This is a genomic window from Streptomyces sp. NPDC004327 (assembly GCF_042873935.1).
Taxonomy (GTDB): Bacteria; Actinomycetota; Actinomycetes; order Streptomycetales; family Streptomycetaceae; genus Streptomyces.
This window is the reverse complement of the sequence record NZ_JBIAME010000008.1, coordinates 322075-338732: the sequence shown is the minus strand read 5'-3', so window position 1 is coordinate 338732 and position 16658 is coordinate 322075. Positions and strand designations below refer to the sequence as shown.

The window sequence follows — 16658 nt, the reverse complement described above, 5'->3', positions numbered from 1 at the left end:
TCATGTATCCAAGATGCGGTCCATGCCCCATGAGCCGTACGACGCCGACGTGATCGTCATCGGGGCCGGCCTCGCCGGTCTCGTCGCCACCGCCGAGCTGGCCGCCGCCGGCCGCTCCGTCCTCCTGCTCGACCAGGAACCCGAGCAGTCGATCGGCGGCCAGGCCCACTGGTCCTTCGGCGGCCTCTTCCTCGTCGACTCGCCCGAACAGCGCCGGATGCGCATCCGCGACAGCCACGCCCTGGCCCTCCAGGACTGGCTCGGCACCGCCGGCTTCGACCGCGCCGAGGAGGACGCCTGGGCCCGGAAGTGGGCCGAGGCGTACGTCGACTTCGCCGCCGGCGAGAAACGCGCCTGGCTGCACGGGCTCGGCGTGCGCTTCTTCCCCGTCGTCGGCTGGGCCGAGCGCGGCGGCTACGACGCCACCGGCCACGGCAACTCCGTACCCCGCTTCCACATCACCTGGGGCACCGGCCCCGGCCTCGTCGCCCCCTTCGAACGCCAGGTGCGCGAAGGCGTCGCCCGCGGCCTGGTCCGCTTCCGCTTCCGCCACCGGGTCACCGGCCTCGGCACCACCGCCGGCACGGTCGACACCGTCACCGGCGAGCTCCTGGCCCCCTCCGACGTGCCGCGCGGCACCGCCAGCGGCCGCGAGGCCACCGGCGCCTTCTCGTACCGCGCCCAGGCCGTGATCGTCACCTCCGGCGGCATCGGCGGCAACCACGACCTCGTCCGCGCGCAGTGGCCCGCCCGCCTCGGCACCCCGCCCGCCCGCATGCTCTCCGGCGTCCCCGCCCACGTCGACGGCCTGATGCTCGGCATCGCCGAGAAGGCCGGCGCCCACCACGTCAACCGCGACCGGATGTGGCACTACACCGAGGGCATCGAGAACTGGAACCCCATCTGGGCCCGCCACGGCATCCGCATCCTGCCCGGCCCGTCCTCCCTCTGGCTCGACGCCACCGGCAAGCGGCTGCCCGTCCCGCTCTTCCCCGGCTTCGACACCCTCGGCACCCTCGAACACATCATGCGCACCGGCCACGACCACACCTGGTTCGTGCTCGACCGCAAGATCATCGGCAAGGAGTTCGCCCTCTCCGGCTCCGAACAGAACCCCGACCTCACCGGAAAGTCCGTCCGCGGCGTCATCGGCCGCGCCCGCGCCGACGTCCCCGCACCGGTGCGGGCGTTCATGGACAAGGGCGCCGACTTCGTCGTCGAACGCGACCTCGCCGCCCTCGTCCGCGGCATGAACCGGATCACCGGCGAGGACCTGATCGACGAGGCCGCGCTGCGCCGCGAACTCACCGCCCGCGACCGCGAGATCGCCAACCCCTTCACCAAGGACCTCCAGGTCACGGCGATCCGCGGGGCCCGCCGCTACCTCGGCGACAAGCTCATCCGCACGGCCGCCCCGCACCGCGTCCTCGACCCCGGCGCGGGCCCGCTGATCGCCGTCCGCCTCAGCATCCTGACCCGCAAGTCGCTGGGCGGCCTGCAGACCGACCTCTCGTCGCGCGTGCTGACCGCCGACGGCGAGCCGCTGCCCGGTCTGTACGCGGCCGGCGAGGCGGCCGGCTTCGGCGGCGGGGGCGTGCACGGCTACCGCTCGCTGGAGGGCACGTTCCTGGGCGGCTGCCTGTTCTCGGGCCGGGCGGCGGGACGAGCGGCTGCGCGGGCGGTGGGGTAGCGGGCCGGCTGAGGCAAGATGGTGCGGTGACAAAGCGCTTGTGGTTCCTGGCCGTTGGCACCGTGGTGGCCCTGGGTGGGCTCGCGGCCTTCTTCGTCCTGCGGGGCCTGGACGAGGCCGACAAGTGGAGCAGCGTACTCAGCCTGTTCTTCACCGTGACGGGCCTCGCGCTGACGGTGGCGGGCCTCTTCACGCGGGGGCCCGCCGTGCAGTCGGCGGACGGGGCGGTGGCCGGGGGATCGCTGCGCCAGATCCGCGGGGTGAAGGGTGACGTGGTCATCACCGGCGGGGGCGGCGGGAACGGCGGGGGTACGGCTCCGGCCGCGGCGCCCGCGTCCGGCGACCCCGATCCGGCCGGCGCGGCACAGTCGGCCCGGGGCGCCCGTACCGGCGGGGACCTGACCCAGATCGACGGCGTCGACGGCTCGGTGCGCATCGGCTCGGAGCCGCCGACGTCATGAGGGGCCTGTTCAAGCGCTGGGGGCGGGGCCAGAGCGTCGAGAAGGCCACGGCCACCGGCAACATCACCCTGATCAGCCAGGTCCAGGGCTCCGTCACGATCACGGACGGGCCCGTGCGGCCGGTACACGAACCGGCCGAGGCCCTCGCCCGCTACGCCGCCCGCGTCCGCCAGCGCTACGGCCGCCTCGACCTGGCGGTCCTCACCCCGCTGCACGAACAGGACGAGCACCCCGCCGTCCGGCTCCACGACGTCTTCGTCCCGCAGTCCGTACGCGCCGACCCGCCCCCGGTCGAGCTGCCCCAGGAACTGCTGCGCCGCCTCATGGACCCCGAGGAGGCCCAGCTCCACGAACTCCCGCCCGGCGTCGACCGCGACACCGTCCAGCGCGTCCGCCGCGCCTACCAGGAGCGCCCGCCGCTCCCCGTCCTCGACGTCCTCGCCGGCCCCGGCCACGACCGCCTCGTCGTCCTCGGCCACCCGGGCGCGGGCAAGTCCACCCTGGCCCGCTACCTGGCGCTCGCGCTGACCGCCGCGGAGCCGCAGCCGGGCCTGGAGCCGCTGCACGGCAGGCTGCCGCTGATCGTCGAACTGCGCGAGTACGCCCAGGCGGAGTGGCGGGAGCGGAGCTTCGAGGACTACCTGGAGCACCAGTACGCGACGGAGGGCCTCGGCCTGCCCCGGGACCTGCTCCTTGCACGCCTCGAAGGCGAACAGTCGGGCGCCCTCGTCGTCTTCGACGGCCTCGACGAGCTCTTCGAGACCGGCGTCCGCGACGCCGTCACCCGACGCGTCGCCGGCTTCGCCGCGCGCTACCCCCGGACCCGTATCGTCGTCACCTCGCGCGCGTACGGCTACCAGCGCGCCGTCCTCGACGGCGCCGGCTTCGCCGACTTCATGCTCCAGGACCTCGACCGCGAGCAGATCGGCGCCTTCACCGAGCGCTGGTTCGCCCTCGCCTGCCCCGAGGACGCCGGGCAGGCGCGGAAGCTGACCGACCGCGTCCTCACGGCCGTCGACGGCTCCGCCTCCGTCCGCGAACTCGCCGGCAACCCGCTCCTGCTCACGATCCTCGCCATCATCGGCCGCCGCCGCGAACTCCCGCGCGACCGCCGCGCGGTCTACGAACACGCCGTCGCCGTCCTCGTCGAACACTGGGACCCCAGCCGGTACCTGAAGGACCGCCGCGTCGAGGAACACCTCCCGTACCTCGGCCCCGAGGACAAGCTCGAACTCCTGCGCCTCATCGCCCGCCGGATGCAGGAGGGGCACGGCGGCATGGCGGGCAACCACATCGCGGGCCCCGACCTCATCCGCAGCTTCGAGGCCTACCTGAAGGAGCGGTACGAACTCCCCACGGACCGGGCGACGGTCGCGGCCCGGATCATGCTGGACCAGTTCCGCGGCCGGAACTTCATCCTCAGCCGCTTCGGCGGCGAGATCTACGGCTTCGTGCACCGGACGTTCCTGGAGTACCTGACGGCCGTGGACATCGCGCACCGCTTCAACCACGAGCGGGCCGTCTCGGAGGAGGAGCTGCGCGAGCTGTTCGCCCGGAAGGCCGAGGACCCGGCGTGGCACGAGACGCTGCTGCTGCTCGTGGGACTGCTCGACGAGCGGTTCGTGGCGGGGGTGATCGAACGGCTGCTCGCACCGATGGTGCCGGCGCGACGCCTCGACGGGGAGGACGACAGGGCGGCGGCGGGCCTGCCGTTCGCCGCCCGCTGCCTGGCCGAGGTGCGCCGGCCCGGACTGCTCGCCGCCCAGGCGGACCTGATCGTGCGACGCCTGATCCGGCTCCTGGAGCTCTGCCGGGAGTACGACGAGGGCTACGACGCGAACAGCCCCGGCCTCACGGACATCGCGCAGGCCCTCGCCGGGCTCGGCGAACACGCGAGCGCCCGGCGGCACTACCTGAAGTGGCACGACGCGTGGTGCCGCGGCAACGGGACCGAGCGGCGCGCCGTCTACCGGGGCGTCGGCATGGAGGCCGCGGAGATCCGCCTCCATCTGCTGCGCGCCGGGCCCGAGCCATGGGCCGAGGCCGTCCGGCGGGAGGCTCTGCACAGCCCGGACCCGAGCACACGCGTGGTGGCCGCCCTCACGGCGGTCGACGCCGGCCTGCCGGAAGCATGGGAGCTGGTGCGCGAGGTCGTGGGCCGTGATCCGCACCCCGCCGTACGGGAGACGATGGCGGAGCAGCTCGGCTACGACCCCGAACCGGGGCTGGAGACCGTGCCCTTCCTGCTGGGCCGGCTCCGCGACGAAGCGGACCGCCAGGTCCGGGCGGGGCTGCTCGCGGCCCTGACGCGGGCCGCGCTGGAGGCCCCGGAGGCGCACGCCTGGCTGCTGCGCGCACTGCGGGAGGGCGATGCGGAGACACGCCTCGGGGCCGTCCGCGGGATCACCCTGAACCAGATGACCGACCCCGACATCCAGTCGCTGCTGGTCCGGGCCGCCCGCGACGGCACACCGGACGTGCGGTTGAGCGCCATGGGCGCGGTGTCGCTCTTCCCCGGAGCGGACGGGGACCGGGAGCTGCTCGGCCTGGCGCTCGCGCAGGCCGAACACGACGAGCGGGCGGGCGTGCGCCTGGCGGCCCTGGAGGCACTCGCACGCCTCTCCGACCGGCATCCGGAGGTGCGCCCGGTCGTGCTGGACCGGGTGCGGCACGACCCCGCCCCGGACGTCAGGGGCCGGATCGTGGAGGTCGTCGGCCGCGAGCGGGTGTGCCGGGACGAGGCACCGGAACTGTTCCTCGACCTGGCGCTCGGCGACGCCGACCCGGAGGTCCGGGCGGAGGCACTGCGGGCCTGGCGCTTCGCCTCCATGGACGGGGCGGAGGCGATCACCGCCGTCGTCGCGCTGGCCCGGGTGGGCGAGACGCCCCGGATCCGGACGGCCGCCGTCGGCCTGCTGCTCCGGTTCGAGGACCCGGAGGTGACCGACCTCGTCGAGCGCCTCGCGGCGGCCGACGAGGGCCCCGAGGTCCGGGCCGCTCTGCTCGCCCCGTTCCTCGGCCGGGCCGAGCGCGAACGCGGCACCCGCCTCGTCCGCGACCGGGCCGTGCACGACCCGAGCCCCGTCGTCCGCGCCGCCGCCCTGGACCTGCTCCGTGAGCGCCGCCGCGGCCTCGCCACCCTCGACCTCGCCCGGCAGCGGGCCGTGGACGACGAGGACCCGGACGTGCGCATCACCGCACTCCGGGTCCTCGCCGACGCGGGCCGCGACGATCCGCGGACCCTCGACCTGCTCCGTACGGCCACGGACCGGGACGCCTCGGCCGACGTCCGGGCCATGGCCGCCCGGCTGCTCGCGATCCTCGGACGGGGGCAGCCGGAGGGCTGAACGGGGGCTACACCACCAGCGACAGCAGCAGCACGAAGCCGATGCCGACCACCGAGATGATCGTCTCCATCACCGACCAGGTCTTGACCGTCTGGCCGACGTCCATGCCGAAGTACTCCTTCACCAGCCAGAAACCGGCGTCGTTGACGTGGCTGAAGAAGAGCGAACCGGCACCGATCGCCAGCACGAGCAGCGACACCTCACCGGTCGACATGCCCTCGGCCAGCGGAGCCACGAGGCCCGCCGCCGAGATCGTCGCCACCGTCGCCGAGCCCGTCGCCAGACGGATCGCGACCGCGATCAGCCAGGCGAGCAGCAGCGCCGGGATGGACCAGCTCTTCGAGAAGTCGAGGATCATCTGGCCGACGCCGATGTCGATGAGCGTCTGCTTGAAGCCGCCGCCGGCGCCGACGATCAGCAGGATGCCGGCGATCGGGGCGAGGGACTTCTCGACGGTGGAGGAGATCCGCTCCTTGGTGAAGCCGGCCGCGCGGCCCAGGGTGAACATCGCGACTATGACGGCGGTGAGCAGCGCGATCAGCGGGGAGCCGATGACGTCGGTGACCTTCTGCACGCCGTTGTCGGGGTTGTCGACGACGATGTCGACGAGGGCCTTGACCAGCATGAGGACGACGGGCAGCAGCACGGTCGCGACGGTGACGCCGAAGCCGGGGCGCTTCTCCAGGTCCTCGGAAGGACGGGTCGGGATCATCTTCTCGGGGGCCTGGATGTCGACCCAGCGCGCGGCGACGCGGGAGAAGAGCGGGCCGGCGATGATCACGGTCGGGATCGCGACGACCAGGCCGAGCGCGAGCGTGACGCCCAGGTTGGCGCCGACGGCGTCGATGGCGACGAGCGGGCCGGGGTGCGGCGGGATGAGGCCGTGCATCACGGACAGGCCGGCGAGCGCCGGGATGCCGATGCGCATCAGGGAGTAGTTGCCGCGCTTGGCGACGAGCAGCACCACCGGGATCAGCAGCACGATGCCGACCTCGAAGAAGAGCGGCAGGCCGATCACGGAGGCGATGAGGACCATCGCCCACGGCATGGACCGGCCGGAGGCCTTGGCGAGGATCGTGTCGACGATCTGGTCCGCGCCGCCGGAGTCGGCGAGCAGCTTGCCGAGGATCGCGCCGAGGGCGATGAGCACGCCGACGCCGGCCACGGTGTTGCCGAGCCCGGTGCTGAACGACTTGATGGTGTCCGCGAGCGGGGCGCCCGCGAACGCGCCGAGCGCCAGCGACCCGATGGTCAGGGCGAGGAAGGCGTGCAGCTTGAACTTGGTGATGAGCAGGACGATGACGGCGATGCCGGCGAGCACGGCGATGCCGAGCTGGGCGTGGCCGGCCGAGGTGATCGGTTCGGCGGCGTCCGCTGCCAGGATCTCGACGCTGAGACTGGTCACGGTGGGTCCCTAGGGGGTGAGGGGGACGGGGGACTGTGGGGGTGCGGGATCGGGCGGGTGCCGGATCGGGTGGGCGCGGGATCAGGCGGTGGCGAGCCGGCGCAGCCCGGCGACGGCCCGGGCGGTGATCTCCTCGGGGGTGCCGGAGACGTCGACGGCGACACCGGCCTCGTCCGGCTGCAGCGGCTGCAGGGCGGCGAACTGGGAGTCGAGCAGCGCGGCCGGCATGAAGTGGCCCTTGCGGGCGGCCATCCGCTCCTCGATGAGTGCGCGGTCGCCGGTCAGATGGAGGAAGACGACGCCGGGCGCGGCCGCGCGCAGCCGGTCCCGGTAGCTCCGCTTCAGCGCGGAGCTGGACACGACGCCGCCGAGTCCGGCCCGGCCGTGCGCCCACTCCCCGATGGCGTCGAGCCAGGGCTCCCGGTCCGTGTCGTCGAGCGGGATCCCGGCGGACATCTTGGCCACGTTGGCGGCGGGGTGGAAGTCGTCGCCCTCCGCGTACGGGAGGTCGAGCGCCCGGGCCACCATCGGGCCGATCGTGGTCTTGCCGGTCCCGGCGACGCCCATCACGACGACCACCTGGGGAGGGGTGGCCGGGACGGGGTGGGGGGTGGTGCTCATGGGAGGTGCCTCGCTGTCTTCTTCGACATCGATTCGTCGATCCGTCGCGCTCATGAAACCTATTGAGTACGACGTATTCAAGACTCTGTGACAAAAAAGTCGTACTTAATGTTCCCGGCGTGATCATCCACAAGGGGACGCATAGGCTTGCCGACATGACGACACCGGCCGCCCAGGGGCTCCATCCGCACGTGCTGACCTCCCTGGGCCTGGCCATCACCGCGGGGGAGTACCCGCCCGGCACCGTGCTCCGCTCCGACGAGCTCGCCGAGCGCTTCGACGTGTCCCGGACCGTGGTGCGCGAGGTCGTCCGCGTCCTGGAGTCCATGCATCTGGTCGAGTCCCGGCGCCGGGTCGGCGTGATCGTGCTGCCGACCGAGCGCTGGAACGTGTACGACCCCCAGGTCATCCGGTGGCGCCTGGCCGGCGCCGACCGCCCGCGCCAGCTGCGCTCGCTCACCGTCCTGCGCTCCGCGATCGAGCCGGTCGCCGCCGGTCTCGCCGCGCTGCACGCCACCCCCGAGCAGTGCCGCGAGCTCACCGAGCAGGCCCTCGGCATGGTCGCCACCTCGCGCGGCCGGCAGCTGGAGGCGTATCTGGTGCACGACATCGCCTTCCACCGGGTCGTCCTCAACGCCTCCGGCAACGAGATGTTCGCCCGGCTCGGCGACGTGGTCGCCGAGGTGCTCACCGGCCGCACCCAGCACCAGGTGATGTTCGAGGATCCGGACCCGGCCGCCGTCACCCTGCACGTCCAGGTCGCCGAGGCCGTACGCGAGAAGGACGCGGTCCGTGCGGAGGAGCTCACCCGGCAGATCGCCGTCGGCGCGCTGAAGGAGCTCGACGTCCTCGCGCCGTGAGCCGTCGTGAGCCGCCGCGCGCTGCCCGGGAGCGGCCCGTGAGCGGCCCGTGATCCACTCCGCGCCACGCCCCCGTACCGCCGAGTACACCGCTGCGTAACCTCTGAACTAGCTCAAATCCGGGCTTTCAGTGAGATTGGTCACAGTCAGTCACCGCGCTTTGCCGTGAGGATGTCCGCTGGCCGTGCCGTGAAGCCCCCACGAAGGGCACGGCCGGGTACCGCACAGACCCTCCCCCCTCACGAAGGCGAACAACTCCATGAGTGACCGCATCACTGCGGCCGACCCGCTGTCCGCCGCCCCGGCGGCCCCGGCGTCGGCACCCACCCATGTGGACGCCGGCGACGCCGGATACCGCAAGGACCTCAAGTCCCGGCACATCAACATGATCGCCATCGGCGGTGCCATCGGCACCGGGCTCTTCCTGGGCGCCGGCGGCCGCATGCACAACGCCGGACCGTCGCTCTTCATCGCGTACGCGGTGTGCGGTCTGTTCGCCTTCTTCGTCGTCCGGGCCCTCGGCGAGCTCGTGCTCTACCGCCCGTCCTCCGGCGCCTTCGTCTCCTACGCCCGTGAGTTCATGGGTGAGAAGGGCGCCTTCACGGCCGGCTGGCTCTACTTCCTCAACTGGTCGACCACCGCCGTCGCCGACATCACCGCGGCCGCCACCTACGCCCACTTCTGGTCGATGTTCAGCAGCGTCCCGCAGTGGGTGCTCGCGCTGATCGCCCTCGCGATCGTCCTCACCGCCAACCTCATCTCCGTGAAGTACTTCGGCGAGATGGAGTTCTGGTTCGCGATCATCAAGGTCGCCGCGCTCGTCATCTTCATGATCGTCGGCATCTTCCTCGTCGTGACCTCGCACCAGGTCGGCGGCCACACCCCGGGCCTGCACAACATCACCGAGAACGGCGGCATCTTCCCGAACGGCGTCATGCCGATGCTGCTGCTCATCCAGGGCGTCGTCTTCGCCTACGCCTCCGTCGAGCTGTGCGGCGTCGCCGCCGGCGAGACCGAGAACCCCGAGAAGATCATGCCGAAGGCGATCAACTCGATCATGTGGCGCGTGGGCCTGTTCTACGTCGGCTCGGTCGTGCTGCTCGCGCTGATCCTCCCGTTCACCGCGTACACCGGCGACCAGAGCCCCTTCGTCACCGTCTTCGACAAGCTCGGCATCCCCGGCGCCGCCGGCGTGATGAACCTCGTCGTCCTCACCGCCGCGCTCTCCAGCCTCAACTCGGGCCTCTACTCCACCGGCCGCATCCTGCGCTCCATGTCGCTGGCCGGCTCCGCGCCCAAGTTCACCGGCGTGATGAACAAGGGCGGCGTCCCCTACGGCGGCATCCTGCTCACCGCGGGCTTCGGCGTCGCCGGTGTCGTCCTCAACTTCGTGATGCCGGGCGAGGCCTTCGAGCTCGTCCTCAACTTCGCCTCCATCGGCATCATCGGCACCTGGGCGATGATCATGATCTGCTCGCTGCTCTTCGTGCGCCGCGCCAAGGAGGGCAAGCTCGTCCGCCCCGCCTACCAGCTGCCCTGGGCCCCGTACACCCAGATCGTGACCCTGGTCTTCCTCGCCTCCGTCCTCGTCCTCATGTGGATGGACGGCGGCGTCGGCCGCACCACCGTCAACTGCCTGCCGCTGATCGCCGCGGCCCTGGTCGGCGGCTGGTTCCTGGTCCGCGGCCGGGTCCGCGCCCTCGCCGGCAACCAGCAGGACTGACCCCGGCGGTCGCCAGGAGCTTCCCCCCACGGGAAGAAGCGAGGCCCCCGCGAGCGTGCTGCTCGCGGGGGCCTCGCCCGTGCGCGTACGGGGACGGGGTCAGCGGGCGCCGTGCCCGTGGCCGCCACCCGGACCGCCGCCGTGGCCGCCACCCGGACCGCCGCCGTGGCCGCCTCCGTGGCCGTCGTCATGACCGCCCGCGTGCCCGTGGCCCAGCGGCAGCACCTCCGGCGGCATCACGACGAACGGACGCATCATGCCCATGTCCTCGTGCTCCAGGAGGTGGCAGTGGTACATGAAGCGGCCGTACGCGCCGTCGAAGCGGCCCATCACCCGCACCAGCTCCCCGCCCGGCACCCGGAACACGTCCTTCCAGCCCTGCTCGTTCGGCGGCACCGGCACCGGCCGCTCCGTGTCGCAGCGCACCGGCGCCAGCGTCCCGCCGACCGTCGCGTCGAAGCCGTCCGCCACGTACGCCTCCCGCGCCATCACCTGGAAGTCCGCCAGGTGGATGTGCATCGGGTGCAGCACCGGCGCCGGCCCCAGGTTCAGGAACGACCACTGCTCGTACGAGCCCTCGCCGATCGTGAAGCCGAGCCCGTCGTTGAACGTCCGCGCGGTCCGCCGGTACGTGCGCACCTTGCCGTCCGCCGCCTGGACCTGGATCACCCCGTTCACCGGCACCCGGACCGCGGCCTGCTCGTGCTCCGGGACCTCCTCCATCTCCCAGATCTCCGGGTGCCCGCCGCCCCCGACCGTGGTCGGCGGCGTCAGCACCACGAGCCGGTGCCCGTGCTCGATCCTGGCGTGGTCGTAGCGCCGGAACGAGCCGGAGAGCAGCGCCGGCAACTCGAAGCCGTCCGGCTCCGCCGCCTCGCCCACCCGGAACTCCATGACCTGCGGATACGGCACGTTCAGCGCCGCGTCCGCGACGCCCGGCTCCCGCCCCGGAGCCTTGTTCACCAGCCGCAGCGTGCGCCCCGCGTACCCGCGGAAGTCGATCAGCAGGTCGAAGCGCTCGGCCGGCGAGATCGTCAGCGTCGCGACGTCGCCCGCCCCCTGCGGCCCCTCCTCGAAGTCGAACGAGGCCGGGCGCGGCAGCAGCCCGCCGTCACTGCCGATCTGGTGCACCGCGCCGGACACCGGCCGGTCGTCCTCGTCGACGAGCACGAGGTCGTACGTCCGGGCGTTCGACGCGTTCACCAGACGGAAGCGGTACCAGCCGTCCTCGACGTCCAGATACGGCCAGATCGTGCCGTTGACCGTCGTGTACGGGCCGAAGAACGGCAGCGCCACCGGCTTGCCGGTCTCCGGATGGGCCGCGACCAGACGGGTCGTCTTGTGCAGCAGCCGCCCGTTGAGCCGCCCGTCCTCGTCCGTGTCGAGGTTCCGGTCGGCCAGGACCAGCGGCAGCTCGCGCTCCCCGGACGGCAGACCGAGCGCGTCCTCCTCCTCGTCCCGCACGAGATAGGTGCCCACCAGACCCGCGTAGACGTTCCAGCGGGTGATGTTCATGGCGTGGTCGTGGTACCACCACTGCACCGCCTGGTGGTCGTTCGGGTACTCCGACAGCTGGGCGTCGCCGAAGCCGATTCCGTTGTCCGTCCAGCCGTCGTTGCCGCCGCCGGTCTGCGCCCCGTGCAGATGCGTCACCGCCCAGGCCGGCAGCGCCGCCACCTCCTTGACCGGTTCGGCCCCCTCCCGGCCCGGCCGGTTGTGCGGATCGGGCTGCCCGTCGGTGCGCGGCACCTCGACCGCGGTGACCGGGTACTCGCTGCCCTTCGGGATCCGGTTGGTCCACGCCACCCGGATCCGCTGCCCCCGCCGCACCTCGATCGTCGGCCCGGGGACGCTCCCCTCGTACCCCCACATCAGCGTCGGCGGCAGCTGACGGTGCATCCGCACCCAGGTCGGCCGCAGCGCGATCTCGATCTCCTCCGGCGTGTCGTCCACGCCCGGGCGGAGCACCGGCGGCACGGTCAACGGGTCGGCGTAGGGCTCGATTTCACTGGTCATGTGTTCCCCCTGAGGCTGTGTCATGCCTGTACATGCCTGTACCGGGGGAGACACCGATCGGCGGGGCACCAGTTCCTGACTCCGCGTAACCTGGCCGTAATCGTCACATCCGTAACGCGGGTTACCGTTTCGTCGGAAGGAAGCCACAATGGCGCAGCAGGTCCAGGGGGTCGTCGCCCCCGGCAGGAACGAGCCGGTCAGGGTCGAGACGATCGTGATCCCCGATCCGGGACCGGGCGAGGCCGTGGTGAAGATCCAGGCGTGCGGCGTCTGCCACACCGACCTCCACTACAAGCAGGGCGGGATCAACGACGAGTTCCCCTTCCTGCTCGGCCACGAGGCCGCCGGAATCGTCGAGTCCGTCGGCGCGGGCGTCACCGACGTCGCCCCCGGCGACTTCGTGATCCTCAACTGGCGCGCCGTCTGCGGCCAGTGCCGGGCCTGTCTGCGCGGCCGTCCCTGGTACTGCTTCGACACCCACAACGCCACGCAGAGGATGACGCTCCTCGACGGCACCGAGCTGTCGCCGGCGCTCGGCATCGGCGCCTTCGCCGAGAAGACCCTCGTGCACGCCGGCCAGTGCACCAAGGTCGACCCGGCCGTCGCCCCCGAGATCGCCGGCCTCCTCGGCTGCGGCGTGATGGCCGGCATCGGCGCCGCCCTCAACACCGGCAACGTCGGCCGCGGCGACACCGTCGCCGTCATCGGCTGCGGCGGCGTCGGCGACGCGGCCGTCGTCGGCTCCCGCCTCGCCGGAGCCGCCCGGATCATCGCCGTCGACATCGACGACCGCAAGCTGACCAAGGCCAAGGAGATGGGCGCCACTCACACCGTCAACTCGCGCACCGCCGACCCCGTCGAGGCGATCCGCGAGCTCACCGGCGGCTTCGGCGCCGACGTCGTCATCGAGGCCGTCGGCCGCCCCGAGACCTACCAGCAGGCGTTCTACGCCCGCGACCTCGCCGGCACCGTCGTCCTCGTCGGCGTCCCCACCCCCGAGATGAAGCTCGAACTCCCGCTCCTCGACGTCTTCGGCCGCGGCGGCGCGCTGAAGTCCTCCTGGTACGGCGACTGCCTGCCGTCCCGCGACTTCCCCGTGCTCGTCGACCTCCACCAGCAGGGCCGCATCGACCTCGGCGCCTTCGTCACCGAGACCATCGGCCTGGGCGACGTCGAGAAGGCGTTCGCCCGCATGCACGAGGGCGACGTGCTCCGCTCGGTGGTGGTCCTCTGATGTCCGCCCGCATCGACCACCTGGTCACCTCCGGCACCTTCAGCCTCGACGGCGGCACCTGGGACGTCGACAACAACGTCTGGATCGTCGGCGACGACACCGAGGCCATCGTCATCGACGCCGCCCACGACGCCGATGCCATCCTCGCCGCCCTCGACGGCCGCGCCCTGCGCGCCATCGTCTGCACCCACGCCCACGACGACCACATCGACGCGGCCCCGGCGCTCGCCGCCGCCACCGGCGCCCGCATCCTGCTCCACCCCGCCGACCAGCCGCTGTGGAAGCTGACCCATCCCGACCACAGCCCCGACGGCGACCTCGCCGACGGTCAGGTCCTCACCATCGCCGGCACCGACCTGCACGTCCTGCACACCCCGGGCCACGCCCCCGGCGCGGTCTGCCTCCACGCCCCCGAGCTGGGCACCGTCTTCACCGGCGACACCCTCTTCCAGGGCGGCCCGGGCGCGACGGGACGGTCCTTCTCGGACTTCCCGACGATCGTCGACTCGATCCGCACCAAGCTGCTCACGCTGCCGCCCGAGACGGTGGTCCGCACCGGTCACGGCGACAGCACGACGATCGGGGCGGAGGCCCCGCACCTGGAGGAGTGGATCACCCGGGGCCACTGAGCGCGAGGCCGCCGAGCGCGAGCCCGCTCTCGAAGTGCCGCTCCTGGCCCGTGTACGGGTCGGTGAACGCGAGCGTCCGCGCCAGCAGCTGCAGCGGCCGCCCGAAGTCCTCCGGCCCGTCCTCCCGCACCACCGGATAGACCGGGTCGTGCAGGATCGGCAGTCCGAGCGCGTTCATGTGCACCCGCAGCTGATGCGTCCGCCCGGTCTCCGGCACCAGCCGGTACCGGGCGAGCGCCCCGCGCCGCTCCACCAGCTCGACGCGGCTCTCGCTGTTGGGCTCGCCCGCCACCTCCCGGGCGGCCATCACCCCGGACTCCTTCTCGATCCGGCTCCGCACGGTCACCGGCAGCGCCACCGCCGGGTCGTACGCGGCGACCGCCTCGTACTCCTTGCGCACCAGCCGGTCCCCGAACAGCGTCTGGTACGCCCCCCGGTCCTCCGCCCGCACCACGAACAGCACGAGCCCCGCCGTCAGCCGGTCGAGCCGGTGCGCCGGCTGCAGCGCGGGCAGCCCGAGGTCCCGCCGCAGCCGCGCCATCGCGGTCTCCGTCACATGCCGCCCGCGCGGCATCGTCGCCAGGAAGTGCGGCTTGTCCGCCACCACGATCCGCTCGTCCCGGTACACCACCGACATCTCGAACGGCACCCGCTCCTCGGCCGGGAAGTCCCGGTGGAACCACAGGTGCCGCCCCGCGGCGTACGGCTCGCCCGCCCCGACCGGCCGCCCGTCGGCCCCGACGAACCGCCCCTCCCGCACCATCTCCTCGACCCGCTCGCGCCCGACGGCGCCCGCGTACCGGTCCAGGAGGTGCTCGCGCACGGTGCCCCAGAGCCCTTCCGGATCCTCGGGCAGCCGCAGCCGGGCGGCGTCGATCCCGTCACGCTGGGGGAGCGGGGAAGCGGGGGCCTTGGTTCTGCGTCGCACGCCTCCACCGTAACGGGAGGCCGGCGGGCGGCAGCGGCATGCGAAAAGGCCCCACATGATGTGGGGCCTTTCGTCTGGTGTCCGAGGGGGGACTTGAACCCCCACGCCCGATAAAGGGCACTAGCACCTCAAGCTAGCGCGTCTGCCATTCCGCCACCCGGACCAGGTGATGTCGTCTTCCGGGCCGCTGTGCCCTTCCGACGAGGAAAACCATAGCAAACATCTGAGGGGGTCGATCACCACCCCGCTCCGACCCCGCCCCCACCCCCGTTTCGCCCGCGTTCCACCGCGTTCCCGCCCTGTCCCAAGGGGAGCCCTTGGGCCTGACCGGGTCCTCGGGCGAGGATGGGGGCGACCACAGTCATGGGGCACGTAGTGGGAGGAAGCAGCGTGAGCGAGTCGAACACCGGCCGGGGCGTCACGGGCGAGGACGAGGTCGTCGACCTGTGCCGGGACCTGATCCGTATCGACACCAGCAACTACGGCGACCACTCCGGGCCGGGCGAGCGGGCGGCCGCCGAGTACATCGCGGAGAAGCTCGCCGAGGTCGGCCTCGACCCGAAGATCATCGAGTCGCACAAGGGGCGGGCCTCCACGGTCGCCCGGATCGAGGGGGAGGACCCCTCGCGGCCCGCCCTGCTCATCCACGGGCACACCGACGTCGTCCCGGCCAACGCCGAGGACTGGACCCACCACCCGTTCTCCGGCGAGGTCGCCGACGGGTGCGTGTGGGGCCGCGGCGCCGTCGACATGAAGGACATGGACGCGATGACCCTCGCGGTCGTCCGCGACCGGCTGCGCAGCGGCCGCAAGCCGCCGCGCGACATCGTGCTCGCGTTCCTCGCCGACGAGGAGGCCGGCGGCACCTACGGCGCCCGCCACCTCGTCGACAAGCACCGTGACCTCTTCGACGGCGTGACGGAGGCGATCGGCGAGGTCGGCGGCTTCTCCTTCACCGTCAACGAGAACCTGCGGCTCTACCTGGTCGAGACCGCCCAGAAGGGCATGCACTGGATGCGGCTCACCGTCGACGGCACGGCCGGCCACGGCTCCATGACCAACAACGACAACGCCATCACCGAGCTGTGCGAGGCCGTCGGGCGGCTCGGCCGGCACCAGTGGCCGGTGCGGGTGACCAAGACCGTGCGCAGCTTCCTGGACGAGCTGTCGGACGCGCTCGGCACCCCGCTCGACCCGGAGGACATGGAGGCCACGCTCGCCAAGCTGGGCGGCATCGCCAAGATGATCGGCGCCACCCTGCGCAACTCCGCCGCGCCCACCATGCTCGGCGCCGGCTACAAGGTGAACGTCATCCCCGGCCAGGCCACCGCGCACGTCGACGGCCGCTTCCTGCCCGGTTACGAGGACGAGTTCCTGGCCGACCTCGACCGCATCCTCGGCCCGCGCGTCAGGCGCGAGGACGTGCACGGCGACAAGGCCCTGGAGACCAGCTTCGACGGCGACCTGGTCGACGCGATGCAGCTCGCCCTGCGCGCCGAGGACCCGATCGCCCGCGCCGTGCCGTACATGCTCTCCGGCGGCACCGACGCCAAGTCCTTCGACGACCTCGGCATCCGCTGCTTCGGCTTCGCGCCGCTCCAGCTGCCGCCGGAGCTCGACTTCGCCGGCATGTTCCACGGCGTCGACGAGCGGGTGCCGGTCGACGGCCTGAAGTTCGGCGTCCGGGTCCTCGACCGGTTCATCGACGCGAGCTGACCATCGGGAAATTCGACCGCCCGTGCAG

12 protein-coding genes and 1 tRNA gene are annotated in these 16658 nt (G+C 72.4%); 8 read left to right on the top strand and 5 right to left on the bottom strand.

Translation table 11 applies throughout. The features are described from left to right. Positions 1-22: 22 nt before the first annotated feature. Genes ACFYU9_RS27635 through ACFYU9_RS27625 form a run of 3 tightly spaced genes read left to right on the top strand, consistent with a single transcriptional unit; the run spans position 23 to position 5498 of the window. Positions 23-1690, top strand: a complete 1668-nt coding sequence (locus ACFYU9_RS27635) for an FAD-binding dehydrogenase (RefSeq protein ID WP_389346395.1) — start codon at positions 23-25, stop codon at positions 1688-1690. 26 nt (positions 1691-1716) lie between these two features. Further along, complete coding sequence (locus ACFYU9_RS27630) at positions 1717-2151, top strand: hypothetical protein (RefSeq protein ID WP_389346393.1); 435 nt, start codon at positions 1717-1719, stop codon at positions 2149-2151. Further along, positions 2148-5498, top strand: a complete 3351-nt coding sequence (locus ACFYU9_RS27625; protein ID WP_389346391.1) for a HEAT repeat domain-containing protein — start codon at positions 2148-2150, stop codon at positions 5496-5498. Before ACFYU9_RS27630 ends, ACFYU9_RS27625 begins: the two co-directional genes overlap by 4 nt. A 7-nt stretch (positions 5499-5505) precedes the next feature. Here ACFYU9_RS27625 and ACFYU9_RS27620 read toward each other — a convergent pair whose 3' ends face one another. Beyond that, the gene (locus tag ACFYU9_RS27620) at positions 5506-6903 is read right to left on the bottom strand and encodes a gluconate:H+ symporter (protein WP_389212593.1); all 1398 of its coding nucleotides are present in this window, start codon (positions 6901-6903) and stop codon (positions 5506-5508) included. Between the two features lie 81 nt (positions 6904-6984). After that, a complete protein-coding gene (locus tag ACFYU9_RS27615; protein WP_389212595.1) occupies positions 6985-7524 on the bottom strand; it encodes a gluconokinase in 540 nt (179 codons plus the stop codon). A gap of 155 nt (positions 7525-7679) precedes the next feature. On the opposite strand from ACFYU9_RS27615, the gene ACFYU9_RS27610 reads away from it, so the two are divergent. Then, positions 7680-8384 carry a FadR/GntR family transcriptional regulator gene (locus tag ACFYU9_RS27610; RefSeq protein WP_389212597.1) on the top strand — a complete coding sequence of 235 codons (705 nt, stop codon included), beginning with the start codon at positions 7680-7682 and terminating at the stop codon, positions 8382-8384. A gap of 259 nt (positions 8385-8643) precedes the next feature. After that, entirely contained in the window at positions 8644-10107 is a 1464-nt protein-coding gene (locus ACFYU9_RS27605) for an amino acid permease (protein WP_389212598.1), read from the top strand. Between the two features lie 99 nt (positions 10108-10206). On the opposite strand, the gene phsA is transcribed toward ACFYU9_RS27605, so the two are convergent. Further along, the gene (gene phsA / locus ACFYU9_RS27600) at positions 10207-12123 is read right to left on the bottom strand and encodes an O-aminophenol oxidase PhsA (protein ID WP_389346389.1); all 1917 of its coding nucleotides are present in this window, start codon (positions 12121-12123) and stop codon (positions 10207-10209) included. A gap of 148 nt (positions 12124-12271) precedes the next feature. On the opposite strand from phsA, the gene ACFYU9_RS27595 reads away from it, so the two are divergent. Together ACFYU9_RS27595 and ACFYU9_RS27590 are read left to right on the top strand one after the other, a co-directional pair. Then, on the top strand, positions 12272-13357 hold the full coding sequence (locus ACFYU9_RS27595) for an S-(hydroxymethyl)mycothiol dehydrogenase (RefSeq protein WP_389346387.1): 1086 nt from the start codon (positions 12272-12274) through the stop codon (positions 13355-13357). Further along, complete coding sequence (locus tag ACFYU9_RS27590) at positions 13357-13986, top strand: MBL fold metallo-hydrolase (protein WP_389212603.1); 630 nt, start codon at positions 13357-13359, stop codon at positions 13984-13986. The genes ACFYU9_RS27595 and ACFYU9_RS27590 overlap by 1 nt, the downstream gene beginning before the upstream one ends. Here ACFYU9_RS27590 and ACFYU9_RS27585 read toward each other — a convergent pair. Both ACFYU9_RS27585 and ACFYU9_RS27580 read right to left on the bottom strand, forming a co-directional pair. Continuing rightward, positions 13970-14914: an RluA family pseudouridine synthase gene (locus ACFYU9_RS27585; protein WP_389346385.1), complete on the bottom strand. Its 945-nt coding sequence runs from the start codon at positions 14912-14914 to the stop codon at positions 13970-13972. The two genes, ACFYU9_RS27590 and ACFYU9_RS27585, sit on opposite strands and share 17 nt — an antisense overlap. A gap of 75 nt (positions 14915-14989) precedes the next feature. Next, positions 14990-15077, bottom strand: a tRNA-Leu gene (locus ACFYU9_RS27580). 227 nt (positions 15078-15304) lie between these two features. On the opposite strand from ACFYU9_RS27580, the gene ACFYU9_RS27575 reads away from it, so the two are divergent. Continuing rightward, a complete protein-coding gene (locus tag ACFYU9_RS27575; RefSeq protein WP_389212606.1) occupies positions 15305-16630 on the top strand; it encodes a M20/M25/M40 family metallo-hydrolase in 1326 nt (441 codons plus the stop codon). Positions 16631-16658 lie beyond the last annotated feature (28 nt).

Coding starts and splice junctions, on each gene's coding strand:
- ACFYU9_RS27635 (WP_389346395.1), top strand. CDS start 23: ATGCCCCATGAGCCGTACGACGCCGACGTGATCGTCATCGGGGCCGGC.
- ACFYU9_RS27625 (WP_389346391.1), top strand. CDS start 2,148: ATGAGGGGCCTGTTCAAGCGCTGGGGGCGGGGCCAGAGCGTCGAGAAG.
- ACFYU9_RS27615 (WP_389212595.1), bottom strand. CDS start 7,524: ATGAGCACCACCCCCCACCCCGTCCCGGCCACCCCTCCCCAGGTGGTC.
- ACFYU9_RS27610 (WP_389212597.1), top strand. CDS start 7,680: ATGACGACACCGGCCGCCCAGGGGCTCCATCCGCACGTGCTGACCTCC.
- ACFYU9_RS27605 (WP_389212598.1), top strand. CDS start 8,644: ATGAGTGACCGCATCACTGCGGCCGACCCGCTGTCCGCCGCCCCGGCG.
- phsA (WP_389346389.1), bottom strand. CDS start 12,123: ATGACCAGTGAAATCGAGCCCTACGCCGACCCGTTGACCGTGCCGCCG.
- ACFYU9_RS27595 (WP_389346387.1), top strand. CDS start 12,272: ATGGCGCAGCAGGTCCAGGGGGTCGTCGCCCCCGGCAGGAACGAGCCG.
- ACFYU9_RS27590 (WP_389212603.1), top strand. CDS start 13,357: ATGTCCGCCCGCATCGACCACCTGGTCACCTCCGGCACCTTCAGCCTC.